At 59.9% G+C, this 24,640-nt stretch carries 20 protein-coding genes; 7 read left to right on the forward strand and 13 right to left on the reverse strand.

All coding sequences use genetic code 11. The annotated features are described in order from the left end of the window. Positions 1-2: 2 nt before the first annotated feature. From HV822_RS01535 to HV822_RS01565, 7 genes are all read right to left on the reverse strand, one after another. Positions 3-239, reverse strand: coding sequence for an HvfA family oxazolone/thioamide-modified RiPP metallophore (locus HV822_RS01535; RefSeq protein ID WP_238871909.1), 237 nt, complete (start codon positions 237-239; stop codon positions 3-5). A gap of 97 nt (positions 240-336) precedes the next feature. After that, the gene (locus HV822_RS01540; protein WP_238871910.1) at positions 337-597 is read right to left on the reverse strand and encodes a zf-HC2 domain-containing protein; all 261 of its coding nucleotides are present in this window, start codon (positions 595-597) and stop codon (positions 337-339) included. Then, a complete protein-coding gene (locus HV822_RS01545; protein ID WP_238871911.1) occupies positions 591-1,196 on the reverse strand; it encodes an RNA polymerase sigma factor in 606 nt (201 codons plus the stop codon). The genes HV822_RS01540 and HV822_RS01545 overlap by 7 nt, the downstream gene beginning before the upstream one ends. An 8-nt stretch (positions 1,197-1,204) precedes the next feature. After that, on the reverse strand, positions 1,205-2,326 hold the full coding sequence (locus tag HV822_RS01550; protein WP_238871912.1) for a beta-ketoacyl-ACP synthase III: 1,122 nt from the start codon (positions 2,324-2,326) through the stop codon (positions 1,205-1,207). A gap of 297 nt (positions 2,327-2,623) precedes the next feature. Further along, the gene (gene hrpA / locus HV822_RS01555; protein ID WP_238871913.1) at positions 2,624-6,532 is read right to left on the reverse strand and encodes an ATP-dependent RNA helicase HrpA; all 3,909 of its coding nucleotides are present in this window, start codon (positions 6,530-6,532) and stop codon (positions 2,624-2,626) included. 83 nt (positions 6,533-6,615) lie between these two features. Then, positions 6,616-8,304: a long-chain-fatty-acid--CoA ligase FadD1 gene (gene fadD1 / locus HV822_RS01560; protein WP_238871914.1), complete on the reverse strand. Its 1,689-nt coding sequence runs from the start codon at positions 8,302-8,304 to the stop codon at positions 6,616-6,618. Between the two features lie 230 nt (positions 8,305-8,534). Further along, positions 8,535-10,220, reverse strand: a complete 1,686-nt coding sequence (locus HV822_RS01565) for a long-chain-fatty-acid--CoA ligase (protein ID WP_238871915.1) — start codon at positions 10,218-10,220, stop codon at positions 8,535-8,537. Positions 10,221-10,448: 228 nt separating this feature from the next. Between HV822_RS01565 and HV822_RS01570 the strand changes: the two genes are divergently transcribed. Next, positions 10,449-11,411, forward strand: a complete 963-nt coding sequence (locus tag HV822_RS01570; RefSeq protein ID WP_238871916.1) for an alpha/beta hydrolase — start codon at positions 10,449-10,451, stop codon at positions 11,409-11,411. After that, positions 11,398-11,868, forward strand: coding sequence for a MaoC/PaaZ C-terminal domain-containing protein (locus HV822_RS01575; protein WP_238871917.1), 471 nt, complete (start codon positions 11,398-11,400; stop codon positions 11,866-11,868). Before HV822_RS01570 ends, HV822_RS01575 begins: the two co-directional genes overlap by 14 nt. 129 nt (positions 11,869-11,997) lie before the next feature. On the opposite strand, the gene HV822_RS01580 is transcribed toward HV822_RS01575, so the two are convergent. From HV822_RS01580 to HV822_RS01590, 3 genes are all read right to left on the reverse strand, one after another. Then, on the reverse strand, positions 11,998-13,176 hold the full coding sequence (locus HV822_RS01580) for a vWA domain-containing protein (RefSeq protein ID WP_238871918.1): 1,179 nt from the start codon (positions 13,174-13,176) through the stop codon (positions 11,998-12,000). A 106-nt stretch (positions 13,177-13,282) separates the two neighbouring features. Beyond that, a complete protein-coding gene (locus HV822_RS01585) occupies positions 13,283-14,128 on the reverse strand; it encodes an AAA family ATPase (RefSeq protein WP_083727458.1) in 846 nt (281 codons plus the stop codon). After that, positions 14,125-14,448, reverse strand: a complete 324-nt coding sequence (locus tag HV822_RS01590) for a hypothetical protein (protein ID WP_238871919.1) — start codon at positions 14,446-14,448, stop codon at positions 14,125-14,127. Before HV822_RS01590 ends, HV822_RS01585 begins: the two co-directional genes overlap by 4 nt. 89 nt (positions 14,449-14,537) lie before the next feature. On the opposite strand from HV822_RS01590, the gene cysK reads away from it, so the two are divergent. From cysK to HV822_RS01605, 3 genes are all read left to right on the forward strand, one after another. Next, positions 14,538-15,512: a cysteine synthase A gene (gene cysK / locus HV822_RS01595; protein WP_238871920.1), complete on the forward strand. Its 975-nt coding sequence runs from the start codon at positions 14,538-14,540 to the stop codon at positions 15,510-15,512. A gap of 101 nt (positions 15,513-15,613) precedes the next feature. Next, positions 15,614-17,329: a bifunctional isocitrate dehydrogenase kinase/phosphatase gene (gene aceK / locus HV822_RS01600; RefSeq protein WP_238871921.1), complete on the forward strand. Its 1,716-nt coding sequence runs from the start codon at positions 15,614-15,616 to the stop codon at positions 17,327-17,329. 281 nt (positions 17,330-17,610) lie between these two features. Next, complete coding sequence (locus tag HV822_RS01605; protein ID WP_083727464.1) at positions 17,611-17,817, forward strand: cold-shock protein; 207 nt, start codon at positions 17,611-17,613, stop codon at positions 17,815-17,817. Between the two features lie 40 nt (positions 17,818-17,857). Here the strand turns inward: HV822_RS01605 and HV822_RS01610 are convergent, their stop codons facing one another. Further along, positions 17,858-19,189, reverse strand: coding sequence for an IS4 family transposase (locus HV822_RS01610; RefSeq protein ID WP_396264818.1), 1,332 nt, complete (start codon positions 19,187-19,189; stop codon positions 17,858-17,860). Between the two features lie 379 nt (positions 19,190-19,568). Between HV822_RS01610 and HV822_RS01615 the strand changes: the two genes are divergently transcribed. Further along, positions 19,569-20,150: a TetR/AcrR family transcriptional regulator gene (locus tag HV822_RS01615; protein WP_238871922.1), complete on the forward strand. Its 582-nt coding sequence runs from the start codon at positions 19,569-19,571 to the stop codon at positions 20,148-20,150. On the opposite strand, the gene HV822_RS01620 is transcribed toward HV822_RS01615, so the two are convergent. After that, entirely contained in the window at positions 20,147-20,518 is a 372-nt protein-coding gene (locus HV822_RS01620) for an MFS transporter (protein WP_238871923.1), read from the reverse strand. The two genes, HV822_RS01615 and HV822_RS01620, sit on opposite strands and share 4 nt — an antisense overlap. A gap of 53 nt (positions 20,519-20,571) precedes the next feature. Between HV822_RS01620 and HV822_RS01625 the strand changes: the two genes are divergently transcribed. Beyond that, positions 20,572-22,602: a S9 family peptidase gene (locus tag HV822_RS01625; protein ID WP_238871924.1), complete on the forward strand. Its 2,031-nt coding sequence runs from the start codon at positions 20,572-20,574 to the stop codon at positions 22,600-22,602. 430 nt (positions 22,603-23,032) lie between these two features. Here the strand turns inward: HV822_RS01625 and putP are convergent, their stop codons facing one another. Continuing rightward, positions 23,033-24,505, reverse strand: coding sequence for a sodium/proline symporter PutP (gene putP / locus HV822_RS01630; RefSeq protein WP_238871925.1), 1,473 nt, complete (start codon positions 24,503-24,505; stop codon positions 23,033-23,035). Positions 24,506-24,640: the final 135 nt, after the last annotated feature.

Genomic DNA, 24,640 nt, shown 5'->3' on the forward strand with positions numbered 1-24,640 from the left:
CCTCAGCTACCGCAGGTGCCTTCACCGCACTTGCCTTCCTGATCGCCCTTGCCTTCTTCATCACCGCAAGAGCCTTCGCCACACTTGCCTTCCATATCACCCGCACCGTGGTTGTCAGCCAGGCTGTAGCCGCTTTGCAGCTCCTGCACAGCGAAGGGGTTTTCAGTAGCCTGTACGGCACCGGCGGCTCCCAGCAGGGTCGCACTAAGGGTCAGGACGGCGGTATTGAGCTTCTTCATGCGCATTCTCCAGTAACGTCTGATAAAGAGCGTGACGGGTTGCCACCCTCTGCATACTAGACGTTACTTGGTGAGCACTGTTACAGCGGCGGGCAAATCATTTTTGGGCGTTGCCCTGATCCGTCTCGGCGCCGCGCTGCTGCTGGGCCTGCATGGCTTTAAGCAGCGCCTCTAGGTCGGGCGCTTGCTGATCCGGGAGCTGACGGATAACCCGCTGACTGATGCGCAACTGGCGAATGAAACGGCGGCAGCGCACACACATCGCCAGATGCGCACGCACGGCGATGCGCTGCTTCCACGTCAGCTCACCATCCAGCAGATCGCTGGACAACGCCACCAGCCCCTTGCACTTCAACATTCGCCGGTTTCCTCAAAATGCTCCAGGGTTGCAAACACGCTCAGCCGGGCGCGATGCAGCAGCACCCTCACATTAGAGTGAGAAATATCCAGCAGGTTACAAATGTCAGGCAACTCCAACGCCTGTCGCTCGCGCAGCAGCAGCACGCTGCGTTGCAACTCGGACAGGGTCGCCAGGGTATGTTCCAGACACTCGCGCAGGGCCTGCTCGTTGAGCAGCGCTTCGGGAGAGTCGGTATGCCAGAGCGTCGGAGCCCTACCCCAATGGCCATCAGCGGCAAAGCGCGCGTCGTCGATGGTACCGTGCGGGCCGCTAACATCCTCCAGCGAGACATCACGTCGCTGCTTGCGCAAGCGGCTCTTGGCGGTATTGGCAGTGATGGTCAGCAGCCAGGTTTTCAGGCTGGCACGTCCGGCAAAGCCTTGCAGGTTGCGCACCACGGCCAGCCAGCTGTCCTGCACTACTTCATCGGCACTGGCACTGCCGACGATGGCAATCGCCACCGCGCGCATGGCGCCCTGGTACTGCTGCACCAGCTCGCGGTAGGCGGCCTGCTCGCCCTTGAGCAGGCGCTGGATCAGATCCTGCTCATTGGGCATTGCGGCAATCAGCCCTTGCGTACGATCACGCTACCGATGGAGTAACCGGCACCAAAGGAGCAGATCACACCGTGGCTGCCCACCGGCAGGTCGTTCTGATACTTGTGGAAGGCGATGATCGAGCCAGCAGAGCTGGTGTTGGCGTATTCATCCAGCACCACTGGTGCTTCCTCAGCGCTCGGGTCACGACCCAGCAGCTTGCGTGCGATCAGCATGTTCATGTTGAGGTTAGCCTGGTGCAGCCAGAAGCGCTTGACGCTGTCGACCTGCAGACCTACTTCACCCAGGTGTTCGCCAATCAGCTCGGCTACCATCGGGCAGACATCGCGGAATACCTTGCGACCGTTCTGCATGAACAGCTTGTCGCGGGCGCCCACGCCAGACTCGTCGCAGCGGTTGAGGAAGCCAAAGTTGTTGCGGATGTTGTTGGAGAACTTGGTCAGCAGCTTGGTGCCGAGAATCTCGTAAGGGTGCTCGCAGACCGCATCTTCAGCGCGCTCGACCACCACGGCGGTGCAGGCATCCCCAAAGATGAAGTGGCTGTCGCGGTCACGGAAGCTCATGTGGCCGGTGCAGACTTCCGGGTTGACCATCAGCACCGCGCGGGCCTGGCCCAGCGCCACAGTATTGGCCGCGTTCTGGATGCCAAAGGTGGCAGAAGAACAGGCCACGTTCATGTCAAAACCAAAGCCGTCGATACCCAGGGCTTCCTGTACTTCAACCGCCAGCGCCGGATAGCCGCGCGGCAGGTTGGAGCAGGCAACGATCACGCCGTCGATATCTGCGACAGTGCGGCCCGCGGCTTCCAGCGCCTGATGGGCTGCCTTGACGGCCATTTCGCACAGCAGCGACTGCTCGTCATCACTGCGCTCGGGAATGTCCGGCACCATACGGTTTACATCCAGAATGCCGCTTTTGTTAATCACAAAGCGGCTCTTGATGCCGGACGCTTTTTCGATAAATTCGGTGCTGGAGCCTGCCAGCGCTTCAACAGTGCCGGCTTCGATGGCAGCGGCATTCTCGGCGTTGAACTGCTCGACATAGGCGTTGTAACTGGCGACCAGCTCTTCGTTGCTGATGCTCTGGGAGGGGGTAAACAAACCTGTTCCGCTGATCACGACTTTGTGCACGGTCGGTCCTCTTCTGATGTTATGAACACCGCTCCCTCACGGTAGTACCGGGGGAACGGCCAGTTGTCTGTGCTGCGGCGCTACCATGGTTGGTCGGGCGTCTGCACCCGTGCGCATGCCTGCATGAATGTCAGAGGCTTGTGCGCCTGTGCCGCCTTGCAAGCGGTTGTCTCACCTTGACGACACCAATTGGCTGCGAGGCACGCCGCAAACCCGCATTTTTCAAAGCGCTAGCATAGACGAATAGCGCGTCAAGATCACGCCATTCGCCGCTCATGACCGCCCGTTCGCTGCCGGTTACTGGCTGCTCCCCCCCTGAATCTCGCGCCACAGTTTGCCCAGACGCTTGCCAGATACCGGCATACGCGTACCAAGCTGCTGGGCAAACAGCGACACGCGGTACTCCTCCAGCATCCAGCGCCACTCATCCAGCCGGGCATCCCAGCGTCCTTCTTTCTGCCAGCGCTCGCTCAGAGCCTGATATTGCTGCCACAACCCTTGCAGCTCATCGGTCCAGGCGCGGTCCCGCGGCACCTGCCCCGGCAGCTTGTCCAGGCGCTGCTCGATGGCGCTGAGATAACGCGGATACTGGCTCAGCCATTCGCCGGGCACAGCTCGGGCAAAGCCGGGATAGATCAGGTGGTTCAGCTGTTCACGCACATCGTTCATTGCCAGCGCGTGGGCCAATTCCACCTTGCCCTTGAAGCGCTTGCGCAGCCCGTGCCATTGCTTGAGTATCGCCAAAACCTGTTTAGCCAGCTCCTCGCAAGCCGGCACCCAGTCAGCACGGCCTGCCGCAAGGCGCGCACCAAGCGTTTGCGCATCACGCGGCAGGGGCGCGTCCGCCGGCAAAAACACCCGATCTATCGCTCCCAGCAGCACGTCGTCGGTCAACTGCTTCTGGGTGCCCAGATCGCGGTAGTAGATAGCCGCGTCCTTGATGGCAGTCAGCTTCTGACGTAAATAGCGCGCTTGCTCGTTGAGCTGCGGGCTTTGCAGCAGCAGACGCTGCAGACCAAGGCGGTGCTCGCGCTGGGCCAGCTGCGGTACATCAAACAGCTGCTCGACCACCTCTTCGCCCTGCTCCACCCAGGCCGGGTAAAAGTTGACCGCGATACCCGCCTGCTTGCGCACCAGCGTCTCTGGCAGCGTATAGCTACCCGGCGCCTCGCTGGGAGCGCTTTGCTCCGGCTGCTCCACCGGCGCTGCCTGCAGCGGCAGGCCCTCAATCTGGGCACAGAGCGCGCTGTAATCGCGCCCGGCGCAAATCGGTTTGCCGGCCGCATCCACCACTTCGATGCGCATGCGCAGGTGGTCTTCCAGCTCGGTATCGCTCCAGGCGTCATCGTCCAGCCGCACGCCGGTCATGCGCGTCAGCTCACGGCCAAGTGCCTGGGTCAGGCTACCATCGGCAAAGGGCATGCGCTCCAGCGCAGCGCGCACAAAGTCAGGCACCGGCACAAAGTTCTTGCGAATAGCCTTGGGCAACGCGCGTACCAGCGCCACGCACTTGTCGAACAGCAGGCCCGGCACCAGCCAGTCCAGGCGCTGCGGGTCGATGCGGCGCAGCAAGGATGCTGGAATGCGCACGGTCACGCCGTCCGCTTCATGGTTGGGCTCAAAGTGATAGCTCAGCGGCAGCGCCACCGACTCCCAACGCAGCACGTCCGGGTACAGCTGGGCGCTAACGTCACTGGCCTCGCGCTGCAGCAGATCATCGCGGGTCATGTGCAGCAGCTTGGGCTCTTTCTCGCTGCTGCGCTTGAGCCAGCGCTCAAAGCTCGCCAACTGGTAGATGTTGTCCGGGATGCGCTGATCAAAGAAGCGATACAGGGTTTCGTCATCTACCACGATATCGCGCTTGCGGGCCTTGGCTTCCAATTCATCCAACTGAGCCAACAGGTGCTGATTAGCCTTGTTGAACGCCGCACGGCCATGCCACTCGCCACCCACCAGTGCCTGGCGGATAAACAACTCACGCGAGGTGACCGGGTCAATCGGGCCAAAGTGCACCTTGCGCCGCGGTACGATGATCAGCCCGTACAGCGACACCTGCTCAAAGGCCACCACCTGACCGCGCTTTTTCTCCCAATGCGGCTCACTGTGGCTGGTCTTGACCAGGTGCCCGGCCAGTGGCTCAACCCAGGTCGGATCAATCTTGGCGGCCAGGCGACCATAGAGGCGCCGGGTTTCGGTCAGCTCAGCCACCATGACCCAGGCAGGCTTCTTCTTCGCCAACCCGGAGGATGGATGCAGCAAAAAGCGGCGCTGGCGCGCGCCCAGAAAATCGCCCTCTTCGGTCTTGTTACCCAGGTGGCTGAGCAAGCCGGCCAGCAACGCCTTGTGGACCGGCTCATGGGAGGCCGGCTGGCGGTTCTCTTCCAATCCCAGGTCGCGGCAGGTCAGACGGATCTGGCGATGGGTTTCGCGCCACTCGCGCAGGCGCAGGTAGTTGAGAAAGTTACGCCGGCACCAGCTGCGCAGCTGGCTTTGCGTCAGCGCCTGGCGCTGGGCCTCAAAACCGTTCCACAGGTTGAGAAAAGCGACAAAATCGGTGCCCTCCTCATTCCATTGGGCGTGCGCCTGATCAGCCGCCTGCTGCTTTTCCAGCGGGCGCTCGCGCGGGTCCTGCACGGCCAGTGCCGAGGCAATCACGGTGATCTCGGCCAGCGATTGCTGGGCAGCGCCCTCCAGCAGCATACGGCCAATACGCGGGTCGACCGGCAGGCGCGCCAGTTGGCGGCCGATATCGGTCATCGCACCGCTGCGCTCCACCGCTCCCAGCTCCTGCAGCAGGGTAAAGCCGTCGCTGATCGCGCGCCCGTCCGGCGGCTCGATAAACGGAAAGTCCTCAATCCGGCCCAGACGCAAATGCAGCATCTGCAGAATCACCGAGGCCAGGTTGGTGCGACGAATTTCCGGGTCGGTAAACTCCGGCCGGCCGTTAAAGTCATCCTCGCTGTACAAACGCACGCAGATACCGGGCGCCACCCGGCCGCAGCGGCCCTTGCGCTGATTGGCGCTGGCCTGCGACACCGCCTCCACGGGCAGCCTCTGCACCTTGGAGCGCGGGCTGTAGCGGCTGATACGCGCCTCACCCGGATCAATCACATAGACGATACCCGGCACCGTCAGCGAGGTTTCCGCCACGTTGGTGGCCAGCACCACGCGCCGTCCAGCGTGGGAGGCAAAGATCTTCTGCTGCTCGGCGGCGGACAGCCGCGCATACAGCGGCAAGATTTCGGTGTGTTTGAGATTGGCCTTGCGCAGATACTCGGCGGTGTCGCGAATCTCCCGCTCGCCCGGCAGGAATACCAGCACATCACCCGGCGTCTTGCTCTGGCTGCGCTCAAACTGCTGAATCTCGCTCAGCGCGGCGACGATGCCCTGGTCAATGCTCAGGTCGTCCTCAACGGTATTACCTTCCTCATCGCGCTCGGCACTGAGCGGTCGATACCAGACATCCACCGGGTAGGTACGACCGGACACCTCGATCACCGGCGCCTTGTCAAAGTGCGCGGAGAAGCGTTCCAGGTCGATGGTCGCCGAGGTAATAATGACCTTGAGATCAGGACGTTTGGGCAGAATGGTTTTGAGGTAGCCGAGCAGAAAATCGATGTTCAGGCTGCGCTCGTGGGCCTCATCGATAATCAGCGTGTCGTAGCGGTTGAGGTAGCGGTCGTGCTGGGTTTCGGCCAGCAGGATACCGTCGGTCATCAGCTTGATCAGCGAGCGCTCGGAGGTCTGATCGGTAAAGCGCACCTGATAGCCAACCAGCTCGCCCAGCGGCGTCTGCAGCTCTTCGGCAATACGTGATGCCACACTGCGCGCCGCCAGCCGACGCGGCTGGGTGTGACCAATCAGACCATGCGTGCCGCGCCCCAGCTCCAGGCAGATCTTGGGTAACTGGGTGGTTTTGCCCGAGCCGGTTTCACCGGCAATCACCACCACCTGATGTTCGGCAATCGCCGCCTTGATCTGCTCGCGCTTGTCAGCAATCGGCAACGCATCGGGATAGATGATCTTGGGGATCAGCCGCGCCCGTTCAGCCACCCGCTCGCTGGACGCGTTGAAACGCTCCAGCCAGGCCGCCGCTGCCTTGCCTTGGTCATCGGCCGGCAGCTTTCTGAACTGCTGCTGCAAACGATGACGGTCATTGGCCATGACCTGGCTAAAATCGGGCGCGTTGGCGTTTTTGGCTGACATACAGAATCCTGTGGCATGAAAAACCCCGCCCGGCAATGCCGGGCGGGGCTCTATTGTCGCAAAATCGCGCGGGCTGTTGCAGCTTACTGCTTGCCGAGTTTCTTCAGCTCTTCGTCACGCAGTTCGCGGCGCAGGATCTTGCCGACGTTAGTGGTGGGCAGGCTGTCGCGGAATTCGACGTACTTGGGCACCTTGTAGGCTGTCAGGTTGCTACGCATCTGCGCCTTGACGTCCTCTTCGGTCAGACCGGAATCGGCAGTCTTCACCAGGAACACCTTGATCGCCTCACCGGACTTCTCATCCGGCACACCAATGGCGGCGCACTGTTGCACACCTGGCAGGGCGGCCATCACGTCTTCCAGCTCGTTGGGATAGACGTTGAAACCGGAGACCAGAATCATGTCCTTCTTGCGATCCACAATACGCAGGAAGCCGTCCTCCTGGATGATCGCGATATCACCGGTTTTCAACCAGCCTTCAGCATCCAGAATCTCGTTGGTAGCTTCCTGGCGCTGCCAGTAGCCCTTCATCACCTGCGGGCCCTTGACGCACAGCTCACCGCGCTCACCCAGCGGCAGCTCGTTGCCGTCTTCGTCGATCACTTTGCACAGGGTCGAGGGCACCGGAATACCGATGGTGCCGAGCTGGATGTTGCTGATCGGGTTGACGGTGGCAACCGGGCTGGTTTCGGTCATGCCGAAACCTTCACAGATTTCACAGCCTGTGACCTGCTTCCAGCGCTCGGCGGTCGCCAGCTGCAGCGCCATACCGCCAGACAGAGTGACCTTGAACTTGCTGAAATCAAGCGCGCGGAAGCTGGCGTCATTGCACAGGGCAACAAACAAGGTGTTCAGGCCAACAAAGCCAGTGAACTTGAACTTGGACAGTTCTTTGACAAAGGCCGGAATATCACGCGGGTTAGTGATCAGCACGTTGTGGTTGCCACTGACCATCATTGCCATGCAATGGAAGGTGAACGCGTAGATGTGATACAGCGGCAGCGGACAGATCACCACTTCTTCGCCGTCCGTCATGTTCGCGCCCATCAACGCCTTGGCCTGCAGCATATTGGCCACCAGGTTACGGTGGGTCAGCATGGCGCCCTTGGCAACGCCCGTGGTGCCGCCGGTGTACTGCAGCACGGCAATATCGTCGCCCTTGGGCGCAGCTTCGGCCAGCTTGAGACTGCGGCCCTTGGCCATGGCATCGTTAAAGCGGACCATGCCGGGAATGCTGTAGGGCGGCACCATCTTCTTCAGATACTTGACCGCAGAGTTGATCAGCACGCGCTTGAGCGGCGGCAGCATGTCACCAACTTCAGTGACAATGACCTGCTTTACGCTGGTCTTGGGCACGACTTCTTCGGCCAGGTGGGCCATGTTGGCCAGACATACCAACGCCTTGGCACCGGAGTCGTTGAACTGGTGCTCCATCTCGCGCTTGGTATACAGCGGGTTGGTGTTAACCACTACAAAGCCGGCACGCATGGCGCCGAACACAGCAATTGGGTACTGCAGCACGTTGGGCATCTGAATGGCGATGCGATCACCCGGCTGCAGACCACTGTTGTGTTGCAGGTAAGCAGCAAAATGGCCAGATAAGGTGTAAAGCTCGCCGTAGGTGAGGGTTTTGCCGAGGTTGGTAAAGGCGGGCTTGTTGGCGAACCGTTGACAGGAGTCTTTCAGGACCGCGAGAACGTTGGGGTATGAATCGGGGTCGATCTCTGAAGAAACGCCCGCCGGGTATTTATCCTTCCAGAAATTTTCAAGCATCTAGCCTGCTCCTGAGTCTGCTGCAGTGGGTACGCTGCTGTCTTATCGTTAGGTGCCTTTGGCACTCTTTATGTCGGTCCTGAAACGCCCTTTGCAGGCGCTTCACGGAAAGCAAAGTGCTCGAAGACTAGCAGCTTTTACACAGGCAAACCAGCACCCCGGACCGGGCTCCGGAGCGCGTCAGGGCTGGCGTTGCGGGTGACTGCAAGGTCACCCGCAAACCTTTGCGGTCACTCGTCGCGCAGTTCGCGGCGCAGGATTTTACCCACAGCAGACATGGGCAGAGACTCGCGAATCTCGTACTGCTTGGGCACCTTGTAACCGGTGAAGTTGGCGCGGCAATACTCCTTCAGCTCGTCGACGGTCAGGCTCTTGTCATTGGCCACAACGAACAACTTGACCGCCTCGCCGGACTTCTCGTCGGGAATACCGATTGCCGCTGCGTTGGCGACCTTCGGGTGCGCGGCAACCACGTCCTCGATCTCGTTGGGGTAGACGTTGAAACCGGAAACGATAATCAGGTCCTTAATGCGATCCACGATGGAGACAAAGCCGTCCTCGTCAATCACAGCCACGTCACCGGTGCGGAACCAACCCTCTGCATCCAAGACCTCATCGGTCGCTTCCGGGCGATTCCAGTACCCCTTCATCACCTGCGGGCCCTTGACGCACAGCTCACCGCGCTCGCCAATGCCCTGCTCCACGCCATTCTCGTCGATCACTTTCAGCGAGGTACCCGGCGCCGGCAGACCGACCGATCCGATACGCGCCAGGCCGTCTCCAGGGCTGGAGGTGACTACCGGGGAGCACTCGGTCAGGCCGTAGCCTTCACCAATACGGCAGCCCGTGCGCTTTTCCCAGCGCTCGGCCGTTGCCTTGACCAGCGCGGTGCCGCCGGAACCAGTGCTCTTGAGACGAGAGAAGTCGAGTTTGTCGAAGTCCGGGTGCTCCATCAGCGCCACAAACAGGGTGTTCAGGCCCACCACCGAGGAAAACTGCCACTTTTTCAGCTCGGCAATAAAGCCCGGGATGTCACGCGGATTGGTGATCAGTACGTTATGGTGACCGGCGATCATCATGCACATGCAGTTAACGGTGAAGGCAAAGATGTGGTACAGCGGCAACGGCGCGATAATCACCTCACCCGGCTCACCGGCGAGGGTTTTGCCCTCACGGTCAACCTGCTGCATGTTGGCGTGAACCTGCAACATGTTGGCCACCAGGTTGCCGTGGGTCAGCATGGCGCCCTTGGCGACGCCCGTAGTGCCGCCGGTGTATTGCAACACGGCAACGTCTTCCAGGCTGCGGGTGACGGCGGTCGGGCGCTGGCCCTTGCTACGCTTGAGCGCCGCCTTGAACGGCACCGCCTGGGGCAGCGAGTAGCTCGGCACCATCTTCTTGACGTGCTTGACCGCCGCGTTGATCAACGTGCCCTTGAGACCCGGCAACAGATCGCCCAGCCGCGCCTCAAAGAGAAACTCGATTTCGGTATCCGGCAATACCTGCTCTACCAGATGACCAAACATGTTCATGTAGATAAGCGCCTTGGCACCGGAGTCCTTGAACTGGTGACGCATTTCACGGGCGGTGTACAGCGGGTTGGTGTTGACGACCACCAGGCCGGCGCGCATGGCACCAAACACCGCAATGGGGAACTGCAACACATTGGGCATCTGAATAGCGATGCGGTCACCGGGTTGCAGGCTGGTGTGCTGCTGCAGGTAGGTAGCAAAAGCAGCGGAGTAGCGATCCAGATCCGCGTAGGTCAGGGTTACGCCCATGTTGCTGAATGCCGGCAGCTGAGCGTGTTTGACACAGGCCTGGTTGAATACATCGATAATCGAGCTGTACTGGCTCAGATCGATATCATTCGGAATACCCTGCGGCCGCTTGTCCGCCCAGAAAGACGCATCCATCTTGTTCTCCTTTTCCCCGTTGTGCTTGTTCTTGTTCCGGCGTTGGCCGGCGGCCCTCGTGGGAGCCAGTTACTAGCATGCTAGCGTGACATAAACCTATCAGGCGTCGAGGTAAACACAAAACCCCGGAGTGTTTCATTTGATTTGTGAATGTCGCAGTCTGCGCAGTATGCTGACTCACCACTCACCTGCAGTCATAACAACAACACAAACGGGACAAACGCCCATATGCAGCCTTCCTCCTACCCGCAAACCCTGAGCACCACCGACGGCGCTAACCTGGCTATTCACCAGTGGACAGCCGACGACACCGCCTGCGCGCAACTGGTCATCTGTCACGGCATGGCCGAGCACGGCGCCCGCTATGCCGCTCTGGCTAAGGCGCTGAATGCCCAGGGCATCAGCGTGCAGGCACTGGACCTGCGTGGCCACGGCGCCAGCACCCCCGAGCTGCCGCGCGGCGTACTACCGGCCAGCGCCAGCTGGAGCAGTCTGGTAGCCGATGTTGCCCTGCTGCTGCAACGCACCAAGGCCGCACACCCTGCTCAACCGGTCATTTTGCTGGGACACAGCATGGGGTCGTATCTGGCGCAGAGCGTCTTGATCGAGCACAGCGACCTGGTGGACCTGGCCGTGCTCAGCGGCAGCCACGCCCAACCCGCAGCGCTCAGCATGGCCGCAGGCCTGATTGCACGCATCGAAGGTCTGCTGCGCGGCGCCCAGGCGCCAGCCAAGGTGCTCGATCGACTCTCCTTTGCCCAGTACAACCGCGTCTTCGCTCCCAACCGCACCGCCTTTGACTGGCTCAGCCGAGACCACGAGCAAGTTGACCACTATGTGGCCGACCCCCTGTGCGGTTTTGTACTGAGCTGTCACTACTGGCGCTGCCTTGCACAGGCGCTGGTAAGCATCCAGGTGCCGCAGAAGCTGGCCGCCATACGCCCGGATTTGCCGTTGCTGATTATCGGCGGTGATGCCGACCCCATCAGCGCCGGCGGCGGTCTGGAGAAACTGCAGCGGCGCTTGCGCGCTGCCGGACTGAGGCAGGTAGAATTGCGGCTTTATCCTGGCGCCCGCCACGAGGTTTTCAACGAGACCAATCGAGCCGAGGTTATCGACGACCTTCTCGCGTGGCTGGCCCCTCATCTGACCGCCCTTTCGCAACGGAGCAGCACCCATGCAGAACCTTGAAAACCGCACCTACGAAGAATTGGCCATCGGCGAGCGCGCCAGCCTCAGCCACCAGGTAGAAGAACGCGACCTGCTGCTGTTTGCCGCCGTCTCCGGTGACGTCAACCCGGTGCACCTGGACGAGGAGTTTGCCGCTGCCACCCCGTTCAAGGGGCGCATCGCGCACGGCATGTTCTCCGGCGCACTGATCTCTGCCGCCATCGCCTGCGAGCTGCCCGGGCCAGGCACCATCTATATCGGTCAGGAACTGAGCTTTCTGCGCCCGGTACGCCTGGGCGATACCGTCACCATCGAGTTGGAAATTCTGGAAAAGCTGCCGAAGAATCGGGTGAAGATTGCCACCCGCGTGCTCAACCAAGACGGCAAGCAGGTGGTCGACGGCACCGCCACGGTGATGGCGCCGACCGAGAAAGTCAGCATCCCCCGCCCGCAAGCACCCGCAGTGCAGTTGGGGTAAGCGGCTTGGCCGCAGTGCAAGCTACAAGCAAAAGCTAATGTGCCGAATCAGCCGCCTCAAGCTAGCCCCTGCAGGGACTGCTTGCGGCTTATAGCTTGCAGCTTGACGCTGCGGCGACGAAGTCGCCGCCTACTTGCTGAGATACTTCATCCCGTCTTCCAGACCCTGCAGGGTCAACGGGTACATCTTGTCTTCGATCAGTTCACGGATCAGCTTGGTAGACGAGGTGTATTCCCAGGCGTCCTTAGGATACGGATTGATCCAGATAAGCTTCTTGTACTTCTCCATGAAGCGCTGAATCCAAACGTAACCGGCCTCCTCGTTCCAGTGCTCTACGCTACCGCCAGGCTGAGTGATCTCGTAGGGCGCCATGGCCGCATCGCCGACAAACACCACCTTGTAGTCCGGGCCGTACTTGTGCAGCAGGTCCAGCGTCGAGGTGCGCTCGCTGGTGCGACGCATGTTGTTCTTCCAGACTGACTCGTAAATGCAGTTATGGAAGTAGTAGTACTCCAGGTGTTTGAACTCGGTACGACACGCGGAGAACAGCTCCTCACACACCTTGATGTGCGCGTCCATCGAACCGCCGATATCAAACAGCAGCAGCAGCTTGACCGCATTACGCCGCTCCGGGCGCATCTGAATGTTCAGCAGGCCCGCATCCTTGGCGGTGTGGTCGATGGTGCCATCGATATCCAGCTCATCGTGCGCGCCCTGACGCGCGAACTTGCGCAAACGACGCAGCGCCACCTTGATATTGCGCGTGCCCAGCTCCACCTGATCGTCCAGGTTCTTGTACTCGCGCTGATCCCAGACCTTGACCGCCTTGCCCTGGCGTTTGCCCGCCTCACCGACGCGAATACCCTCAGGGTTGAAGCCGCCAGACCCAAACGGACTGGTGCCGCCGGTGCCGACCCACTTGTTGCCGCCCTCATGGCGCTCTTTCTGCTCTTCGAGGCGTTTCTTGAACTCCTCGATCAGCTTGTCGAGACCACCGAGGGTCTGGATCTTGGCCTTTTCTTCCTCGGTCAGCATGCGCTCAAACTCCTTGCGCAGCCAATCGTCGGGGATCATCGCCTCGATCAGTTGGTCGAGGTTTTCCAACCCCTTGAAGTAGGCACCGAAGGCACGGTCGAATTTGTCGAAGTGCCGTTCGTCCTTGACCATGACCGTACGCGCCAGATAGTAGAACTCGTCCATATCGGCGAACACCACGTGGTGTTTCAGCGCGTTGATCAGGTCGAGCAGCTCACGTACCGAAACCGGCACCTTGGCTGCACGCATTTCATTGAACAGGCCCAATAACATCGGGCACCCCCTTGGCAGGTTGTTGAAACGCAGATGGGGCGGCGCACCTCAGGCATAAAGCCGGGTAACAGTGCCCACGCTGCGCAAGTCGATTATCAACCGCCTGCTAGCGGTTCTGGCGACGGGTCATGAAGGCCAGGCGTTCCAGCAGCTGCACGTCTTGCTCATTCTTCACCAGCGCACCGTACAGCGGCGGAATGGCTTTGGTCGGGTCGCGGTCACGCAGCACGGCCTCGGGGATCTGATCGGCCATCAGCAGCTTCAGCCAGTCGACCAGCTCGGAGGTAGACGGCTTCTTCTTCAGGCCCGGCACCTTGCGCACATCAAAGAAGATATCCATGGCTTCGGACAGCAGCGCGCTCTCGATTTTCGGGAAGTGCACGTCCACGATCTTCTTCATGGTGTCGCGGTCGGGGAAGGCAATGTAGTGGAAGAAGCAGCGACGCAGGAAGGCGTCGGGCAGCTCTTTCTCGTTGTTCGAGGTAATGATGATGATCGGGCGCTGCTTGGCCTTGATGGTCTGATTGGTCTCGTAAACGTAGAACTCCATCTTGTCGAGCTCTTGCAGCAGGTCGTTCGGAAACTCGATGTCGGCCTTGTCGATTTCGTCAATCAACAGAATGGCGCGCTCTTCGGACTCGAACGCCTCCCACAGCTTGCCCTTTTTGATGTAGTTGGCAACGTCATGGACCTTGTCGACGCCCAGCTGCGAGTCACGCAGACGGCTGACCGCGTCATACTCGTACAGACCCTGGTGCGCCTTGGTGGTGGACTTGATGTGCCAGGTAATCAGTTTGGCGCCCAGTGACTCGGCCAGCTGTTCGGCCAGCATGGTTTTACCGGTGCCCGGCTCACCCTTGATCAGCAGCGGGCGTTCCAGTGTGATGGCAGCGTTGACCGCCAGTTTCAGGTCGTCGGTAGCGACGTAGGACTGAGTACCTTCGAACTTCATCGGATATTCCTTGGGCCGGAGCCGTGTTGAACCAAAAAAAGATCGAAAACTATAGCCTGTGGCCATTTGTACTGTAAACGCAGGGGCGGAAACCAAAGGCCGGCTGATGCCCTGTCATCAGCCATGCCGAGATAGGCGTGGGTACTCGTCAGTTGCGGAACATAGAGATCGACCTCGGCGACGATGGCGCCGTGCTCCCAGAACGGACACGGGCGAATTTTGATGTCGGTGCGTTGCAAGCGCACAAGGGGCACTTGCTGCTCACCGTCAGTCTTGGCGATATTGAGCTGATTGAGGCGATAAGCGCCATACCACAGCATGCCTTGGCTTCAGCCAATTGACGTCGATAGTAGCCAAGCATAGGCTGATTGACCCACCCTGCTGCCATTGTTTACAAGGAGTCACTAGCATGAGCCGCGTTTTCGCAGACAACTCGCAGGCCATCGGCAATACGCCGCTGGTGCGTATCAACCGCCTGGGCCCCAAAGGCGTGACCATCCTCGCCAAGATCGAAGGGCGCAACCCGGCCTACTCGGTCAAGTGCCGCATCGGTGCGAGCATGATCTGGGATGCCGAGTCCAGCGGCCGCCTGAAGCCCGGCATGACCATTGTCGAGCCTACCTCTGGCAACACCGGCATCGGCCTGGCCTTTGTTGCCGCCGCTCGCGGCTACAAGCTGGTGCTGACCATGCCCGCCTCCATGAGCCTGGAGCGCCGCAAAGTACTCAAGGCACTCGGCGCCGAGCTGGTGCTGACCGAGCCGGCAAAAGGTATGAAGGGCGCGATCGAGAAAGCCCAGGAACTAAGCGCCCAGCACCCCGACAAATACGTTCTGCTGCAACAGTTTGAAAACCCAGCCAACCCGGCCATTCACGAAAAAACCACTGGCCCGGAAATCTGGAACGACACCGACGGCGCGATTGACGTGCTGGTATCCGGCGTCGGCACCGGCGGCACCATCACCGGGGTATCGCGCTACATCAAGCAAAGCCGCGGCAAGCAAATCGTCTCTATTGCGGTAGAGCCCAGCAGCTCGCCGGTCATCACCCAAACCCTGCAAGGCGACGAAGTCAAACCCAGCCCGCACAAGATTCAGGGCATCGGTGCCGGCTTTGTTCCAGCCAACCTGGATTTGAGCCAGATTGACCGCGTCGAGCAGGTCAGCGATGACGAATCCAAGGACATGGCCCTGCGCCTGATGCGCGAAGAAGGTATTCTGGCCGGCATCTCCTGCGGCGCCGCCATGGCCGCTGCCGTGCGCGTTGCTGAGGAGCCCAGCATGCAGGGCAAGACGATTGTCGTCATCCTGCCCGACTCCGGCGAGCGTTATCTGTCGTCCATGCTGTTCACCGATCTGTTCAGCGAACAGGAAAACGTGCAGTAGTTAGCCCCCTGCGAGACACCGTCGTCACTGCGACGGTGTTGCCGCCCGGGCAACCAACTGGCTATGCTGCGAGCATTCGACCCACAGCTCGCAGGCCCTCCATGTCCCACTCCGCAAACCAGATCGCCCAGCAGATTCTGTCCGGCTTTGACCGCTATCGCCGTATATTCCGCGACCTCACCGCTGGCGCCCGTGCGCGCTTCGAGCAGGCCTGCTGGAATGATATCCAGGAAGCGTCCACCCTGCGCATCAACGCCTATGAAGAGCAGGTACAGCAAACGGCAGATGCCCTCGCCGCCAGCGAGCTGGCCCGCCAAGTAAAAGATGCCGCCGCCTGGCCTGCCATTCGCCTGGCCTACATTCAGCTGATCGACCAGCGCTTTGATGACGAGCTGGCCGAAACCTGGTTCAACTCCATTTTTTGCAGCCTGCACCAGCACGATCAAATCAGCGACGACACCATGTTCGTGCATAGCACCCGGCCCGTCACCCGCCCGCCGTCACGTATCGCCCTGACACGCGGCTTTATCTCGGACGGCTCGCTGCACAACCTGGCCCACCAGATTCTCAGCGAATACAGTTTTGACGTTCCCTGGGAAGACCTGACCCGCGACGTTGAGATGATTGTCGCCGAGCTGCAGCAGGGCCTGCCCGACTGGGCGCAGATGGATCGCGGCCTGACCGCCGAAATGGTGCAGAGCGTGTTCTACCGCAACAAGGGCGCCTACCTGGTAGGCCGGCTGATCAGTCAGCAGGAGCAGTGGCCCTTCGTCCTGCCCCTGGTGCACCGCGAACACCAGGGCATCAGCGTAGACACCGTTATCACTGACGAGTCTGAAGTCTCGATCATCTTCTCCTTCACGCGCTCGTACTTCATGGTTGAAAGCGCCGTACCCAGCGAGCTGATCAGCTTTATCAAGCGCCTTATACCGGGCAAGCACCTGGCTGAACTGTACACCGCCATCGGCTTTTACAAGCAAGGCAAGTCCGAGTTCTACCGCGCATTGATCGCCCACCTGGCCAACACCGACGACCGCTTTATCATGGCGCCAGGTGTACGCGGCATGGTGATGAGCGTATTCACCCTGCCGGGCTTCAACACCGTGTTCAAGATCATCAAGGACCGTTTTGCACCGTCCAAGAACATTGACCGCGCCACCGTGATTGAAAAGTACCGCCTGGTTAAGCGCCACGACCGCGTCGGGCGCATGGCCGACACCCAGGAGTTTGCCGATTTCCGCTTCCCACGTGAGCGCTTCGAGCCTGAGTGCCTGAAAGAACTGCTGGAGGTTGCGCCATCTACGGTAATAGAAGAAGGCGATACCATCCTGATTCGCCACTGCTGGACTGAACGGCGCATGACCCCGCTGAATTTGTATGTAGAAAGCGCCAGTGACATCCAGATCGAACAGGCGCTGTTTGACTACGGCAAAGCCATCAAGGAGCTGGCCGCAGCCAATATTTTCCCGGGCGACATGCTGTTGAAGAACTTTGGCGTCACCCGCCACGGCCGCGTGGTGTTTTACGACTACGACGAAATCAGCTACCTGACCGAAGTGAACTTCCGCGTCATCCCAGAGCCCCTGTACCCCGAACAGGAGCTGGCCTCAGAACCCTGGTATTCGGTCGCGCCCAACGACGTTTTCCCGGAGGAGTTTCCGGTGTTTCTGTTTGCCAATATTCGCCACCGCCGGCAGTTCGCGGGAATGCACGGCGACCTGTTTGAAGCGGACTACTGGAAAAGCCTGCAGAGACAGATAGAAGCAGGCCAGGTCATCGACGTTTACCCCTACCGCAGAGCGGCTGCAGCGCCCTGAAACCGGGGCTTTGCGTGGCCGGAAATTTTTTTTGAACAAGGGTGTGATTTTCTGAATCTGACGTATACTCAATGCTGTTTATTCGCGTCCAAGGACGGCTGTCAAGATCCCTTGACTTGTTGTACTGAAAGGCGCAGAGTGAGCGCGTAGGTTTTCAAGAGATAGAGTTGTAGGCTGCAAACGCACTTCCCAGTACGTAAGTTTGTCATCTCGTAATCTTTGATTCCCACGCTTAATTGAGTGAAAGCTCAAGTATTTCAATCTGATAGGAATTAGCTGAAATGGCAACTGGTACAGTCAAGTGGTTCAACGACACTAAAGGTTTTGGTTTCATCACTCCGGACGGCGGTGGAGACGATCTGTTCGCCCACTTCTCCGAGATCAAGGTTCAGGGCTTCAAGTCTCTGGCCGAGAACCAGAAAGTGTCTTTCGACGTGACCACTGGTCCGAAAGGCAAGCAGGCTGCAAACATTCAGATCATCGGCTAATCCGATGCGCTGAAAAAACCCGGCTCAGGCCTAATGCTGTTCACTTAAGCGGAGCAGCCTTGCGATTTACCGGGTAGCGGGTTTTGGAAATCTTCACCGTCCTTGGTCTTGCTGGCCTTGGGCGGTGATCCAAAAATAACCCTCCGACCCCGCCGCGCAGCTCCGATAGCCTTCTACCTGTTGCCGATACCGGATTCGCTGCAGCCATGACGATGAGCTGGACGGCGATGTACTGACAGGCCGGTTTGAAGCGTATGTCCGAGGGTGCTCGACCAAAGGCCACAGCCGCTTGACTAGCCTCTCGCCGAATGATGTTGTATGCCAGCAACAGCCCCCAGACCTCCTGGTAAACCAGCTCAACCTTCTTGCTTCGCAGTGTTACCGCGTTCTGCTGCATCGAGCTTTTGATGTCGCGAAAGCCGAGTTCAATCTCCCAGCGCTCCAAGTACAGCTCAGCGACGGCCTTTGCGCTGTAGCCCTCGACTGGCAACGAGGTGAGCAGTGACCTGATGTTCCCATGGCTTTTATAGCTGACCTCTCGTACCTCCCAATGCGTAGGTAGACTAGGGTTCCGCTTGCGGGCCTGAGGTGAGACTTTCATCCGAACACGGCGATCGTATTCGCTATAACGCTCGACTTCCTCCATCACGACGTTCTTGCGGGCTGGCGTCAGCCAATGCCGATTGTTGCCTCCATCCACCACGCTTAGCAGCAGATCAGCGCCCCAGAAGCCTTTATCGAACAATGTGACTGAGTTGTCCGGAATCTGACTCAGGAAGGTCTCGGCCAAGCGCATTTCGCTGCCGCGATACGGGCTGAGTTGGGCATCCAGGATCACGTGTGAGCGTACGTTCATCAAGGCAACGAGCCGTAGCATCGGAAAAGGCGTTTGGCGTTCAGTACCTGTGTTGCCAGAGCCAAAGTGCTCCCTCAACTCGGGCGAGTCGGGGGTTCGCAGCAGTGCGCCATCCACCGCGAATACCTGCAACCCTTTCCAGTCATCGCCTTCGTATCGCTCGCATCCCCATTGCTTGGCGGTCTGGCGGAACAGGTGCTCAACCGGATCTGCCCCCAAGCGCTTACGTGCTTCAGTTACGCCGCTTCGAGCCAGCAACTGATCAGAGGCCAAACCTTGGGCGCAAATGTTCAGTCGCCTAGCAACCTCATGCACTGGCTCGTCGCGAAACAGGGCCATACCCAGCACCAGCCAAAGTACTTGGTCACTGGGTAGGCGCCGACGCCTGATGGTGGCTTGCGCCGATAAATTGAGCGCGCTCGCAACCCATTCAACAGGGATGTTCTGAGTGAAGGTGCTGAGGTCAGAGAAGTTGAAGAGCTCGCCGAGGTCGAGCAATTGCTGCTGAATGGGCATAAAAAAATCCGATACCAGAGGACTGATATCGGATTTTCTAGAAACCCCGCCATGGACTCAAATGCTTAAGTGAACAGCATTACGGCTCAGGCCGGGTTTTTTATTGCCTGCACGCCAGAGACGCGCCAAGCAGGCTGCCCCCTCGTTCAGTCATTCGCGGTGTTACAGATAACCAGCGCTGCACGGACGAAATAGCAACATTCCCTTCCCAAAAACCACTCGCCTCCTGTGCCCCAACGGGCTACCCTATGCGCTATTGCATCGGCCATCCAACCCACCCCGGGCAGCCCAGGATGCCGCAACCAGATTACCTCTACACCCTCGCCCCGTGACCTGACCGTCAGCGGCGAGCAGGACAGTCCTTCACAGGGGGTCAGCAGTGGAAAGCACGGTCAGCAGTCAGAACCCGGACGCTCTCAAAGTCATCATTTTCCGCGCCGCGGAAGCCATCGTCAGCGAGCTTGGCGCATCGCAACTCACCTTCGCCAGTTTGAGCGAACGCAGCAAGATTGAAGAAGCCACGCTGCAGCAGATGTTCCCCGACCGGGACGCATTGCTGACCGCCATGATCGAGTATCGACTGGAGCGTTTTCGCGTGCGCTGGGGTGCCTATGAAAGTGTACTGCCAGATGAACCCATGCGCGAACTCAAGGCGCTGCTGTTGAGTAACATGAGCGAGTCGAGCGAAGAGAAAAACCTGGATTCGGCCATTTTCGCCGCCGCCGCCAGCAACCCTGCACTCCTGCAGACCAGCGCCGATGACGTCGAGGGCTTGTTCGACATCCTCGAAAAGTCACCCCTGGGTCTGGCTCAGGCGGCAATTCTGTTCTTTTCAGTACGCGGCTATCGCCTGTTTGAACAGCTGGGTATGTGCCCGATGACGGACGCCCAGCGCACCGATTTTCAAGAGCAGATCATGCGCCTGGCGCGCATGATGCACGAACAACGCAACGGCGACTAACTGGCCTCATCGGCCGGATGGGTACGGCGCCACCAGCGTGTCGCCACCACCCTAACGGCCGCGTAAACCAGCCAGCATACGGCCGCAACCGAGAGCGTTATGCTGATTTCGGCCAGGGCACGGGGGCCATTGTCCCCGGTCGACAGGATGGTATCGAGAAGATAGATGAGAAAGGCCGGTGCATACCAGCCACCGCCCTGCTCCACGGCCATCGGCGTAAACAGCAGCACGGCCATGATCACGCACAACGGCTCCCGCACAAACCACCAGCGCGTCAATGCGGTCAACTTCCACCAGACCAGCCAGCAGCCTGCGGCGGCAGCGATGTAGACCCACCAGACTGACTGATACTCTGCTTCATTGAACATTGGCCGGCACCTAACCCAAAAAATGACCGCGCCATCATAACGGTTTTTACAACATGCGTCCTGAACTGCAAGCCCCTCAAGCACGCCGCGACCTCGGCGGCGACCCCTACCAATGGCTGGAGCAACGTGACAACCCTGAGGTTGTCGCTTACCTGGAGGCCGAGAACCGCCATACCGAAGCCTGGTTCGAACCGACAAACGCCCTGCGCGAGCAACTGTTTGAAGAGATTCGCGGGCGCATTCGCGAAACCGACCTTGGCCTGCCCAGCGTGCGTGGCGACTGGCTGTATTACCAACGCACCGAAGCCGGCGCGGAATACCCACGTTACTACCGCTGTCCGCGACCAGCAGACCAGAGCCTGTGCATTGACGAAAGCAACGAGCAATTGCTGCTCGACCCCAACCAACTCGCTGCGCAGGAAGACTTCCTGGAGTTGGGCGACTTCAGTGTCAGCCCGGATCAAAATTGGCTGGCCTACAGCCTCGACACCCAGGGCAACGAAGTTTATCAACTCCATGTCCGCAGCCTGATCGACGACCAGGCGTACAGTCTGCCGCTGGACAATGCTGCCGGAGACCTGTGCTGGGCCAACGATAACCGCACCCTGTTCGCCATCAGCCTGGACGCCAGCGCCCGCCCCGCCAAATTGTGGCGCCTGCAGCGCGATGCAGCGCCAGAACCGGTGTTCGAAGAAGCCGACCCACTCTTCTATCTTCATGTCTACCGCAGTAGCTCCGAGCGCTATATCTGCGTCGCCAGCGCCAGCAAGAACACCAGCGAGCTGCAATACCTGCCCGCCGATCAACCGAAAGCGCACCTGCAGTGCCTGGCAGCGCGTCGCACGGGCCACGAATATGATGCCGACCACGGCGATCAGGGCTTTGTCATTCGCAGTAACAGCCTGGGAGAAAACTTCGCGCTGCTGCTCTGCGATCCAACCACTCCCGGCGAGCACCACTGGCAGCTGCTGCGTACCGTCGATCAAGCGCGCACCCTCGAAGGCGTGGAACTACAGCGCAGCGCACTGATTCTGCAGTACCGCAACGCCGGCTTGATTCAGTTGGAGGTGCAACCCAACGACGCGCCGAGCTATCTGGTGCAGATGCCGGATGCGGTCTACAGCCTGCACGTTCAAGGCGGCGAAGAGTACAGCAGCGCGCGGGTACGCTTGCGCTACGAGTCACTCAATCGGCCCGCCGAGATCCGCGCACTGACGTTGGCAGATGGTGACCAGCACGTGCTCCGCACCACCCCCGTAGAAGGCCACTTTTCACCGGACGATTACCGCGTGGAGCGCCTGTGGGCAGTCGCCAAAGACGGCGCACACATCCCCATCAGCCTGATCGAGCCACTAGGCGTTGAAGGCACCGGCCCCCTTTACCTGTATGGCTACGGCGCCTACGGCGCCAGCATGGATCCCTGGTTTTCCCACGCCCGGCTGTCACTGCTGCAACGCGGCTGGCGGTTTGCAATTGCCCACGTGCGTGGCGGTGCCGACATGGGCGAGCACTGGTATCAACAGGGCAAGCTGGAACACAAGGAAAACACCTTTAGCGACTTTATTCGCTGCGCCGAACACCTGATTGAACAAGGTAAGACTGACCGTCAGCAACTGGTCATTGCAGGCGGCAGCGCTGGCGGACTACTGATTGGCAACGTGATTAATCGGCGCCCCGAGCTGTTTGGTGCAGCCGTGGCAGACGTCCCTTTTGTCGACGTCTGGAACACCATGAACAACCCCGAGCTACCGCTGACGATCGGCGAGTACGAAGAATGGGGCGATCCGTCCGAAGCTGACGTGGCTGCACGCATCAAAGGCTACGCGCCCTATGAAAATGTTCAGCCACAGGCCTACCCTGCCCTGCTGGTGACCGCTGGCTACCACGATGTACGCGTACAGTACTGGGAGGCCGCCAAGTGGGTCGCTCGCCTGCGCGCCACCCGCAGCAACCACGCTCCGCTATTGCTGCGCACCCAAATGAGTGCCGGCCACGGCGGCGCCAGCGGGCGCTATCAGGCGATGCGAGAAGTGGCGGAGGAGTATGCGTTTTTGTTGAGCGTTATACCCTCAGCACGCGATTGATCCTACAGAAAAACCACAAAACTGCTTTACAGGTAAATGGGGAAGCGCCCGCCGACTGATGGCTTTGCATCGAGCCGTTGCCGAGTCGGCCTTTCTCCTTTTACGGCGAGCCAAGGGGGGCTGCTTGCCCAGCCCCCCTTAGCGATCCCCCGGGGCACCCGACTACGCGGCCCTTCGGGTTCGCTGCGTTGCTCGGTCTGACGGGGAGCGGCAGAACTCGTCGCTTCGCTCCTCAGACATGCTGCCGCTCTTTTTCCCGCCAGCCCTGCGCTACTCGCCCGCGTAAACGGGACCAACCCCTGGTGCACACTCCACCATGGAATAACGGCAGCCATTTGGAAGAAAAGCCTGTGACCTCGGCACTGGATAAAAATCACAAAAAAGCCCGCCCGGTGCATCGCACCGAGCGGGCTTTTTATCCAGTCAGACGTTAAAAGCGCGACTTCATATCGTCAAACTGTGCTTCTACCTGCGCGGAAGGTGCAGGTGTCAGCAGGGTGACAACCACAATGGCGATAGTCGCCAGGATAAAGCCCGGGACGATCTCATACAGGCCACTGCTGTCGACCTGCTTCCAAACCACCACAGTCACGCCACCGACAATCACACCAGCCAGGGCGCCAAAGCGGTTCATACGGCGCCAGTACAGCGACAGGATAACCGCCGGACCAAAGGCCGCGCCGAAACCAGCCCAAGCGTAGGACACCAGACCCAGTACGGTGCTGTCAGGGTTAAAGGCCAGCATCAGCGCGATAGCTGCGATACCCACGACCGCCACACGACCCACCCAGACCAGCTCCTGCTGGGTTGCATCGCGGCGGAACAGCGCCTTGTAGAAGTCCTCGGCCAGCGCAGAGGACGATACCAGCAGCTGCGAGTCCGCGGTCGACATGATGGCCGCCAGTACAGCCGCCAGCAGAATACCGGCAACCAGCGGATGCATCAGTGCCTGCACCAGCGACAGGAAGACGGTTTCAGCATCGGCCAGACCTTCTTCACCGAAGTAACCGATACCTACCCAGCCGATGACCAGCGCCGCCAGCAGGCAGACACCGGACCAGAGCACGGCGATACGACGTGCGGTCGGCAGCGCGGCGTCGCTTTCAACCGCTTTGAAACGAGCCAGAATATGCGGCTGGCCAAAGTAGCCCAGCCCCCACGCCAGCAGCGAGACAATGGCGATCACGCCAAGCGGCTTGCCTTCCACATCGGTCCACATATTCAGCAACTCGGGGTTGCGGGCCTCCATGGCACCATGAACCGCTTCCCAGCCGCCCATGATATTGAGCGCCATGACCGGCACCACAATCAACGCAGCCGCCATCAGCAGCCCTTGAATCACATCGGTCCAGGATACCGCCAGGAAACCACCAAAGAAGGTGTAGGAGATGATCGCAAGCGTGCCGACGATAACGGCAATGCTGTAACCAAAACCAAAAGTGCTTTCAAACAGCTTGCCCGCCGCCACCAGGCCAGAGCTGGTGTAAAACAGGAAGAACAGCAGAATGAATACCGCCGAGATCACCCGCAGCAGACGACTGCTGTCCTCGAAGCGATTTTCAAAGTAGGCCGGCAGGGTCAGCGAGTCGTTGGCCACATGCGAGTAGACACGTAGCCGGCGCGCCACAATCAGCCAGTTGGCCCAGGTGCCGGCCAGCAGGCCCATGGCAATCCAGGAAGCCTCGTAGCCGGCAGACAGTGCATAACCCGGCAAACCGAGCAGCAGCCAGCCGCTCATGTCCGAAGCACCGGCAGACAACGCCGCAGTACCCGGGCCCAGCGAGCGACCACCGAGGATGTAGTCCGACAGGTTGGTGGTGCGCTTGTAGGCGATATAACCTAGCGCAAGCATCACCCCGATATAGACGATGAACGTCGCCGTAACGACTGCAGTATTTTCCATTTTTGTTCTCTCTCTCAGAGATGCGTGGTGTCTTCCCGCTAGTAGGCGGCGGGTTGCCACTATTGTGGCAACCCTGATTCAACCTTGCATCCTCGGTTGCTGAACTATCCCTGCTGCTGATTCGTCCCTGTTGCT

This window comes from Halopseudomonas maritima, assembly GCF_021545785.1.
Classification (GTDB): domain Bacteria; phylum Pseudomonadota; class Gammaproteobacteria; order Pseudomonadales; family Pseudomonadaceae; genus Halopseudomonas; species Halopseudomonas maritima.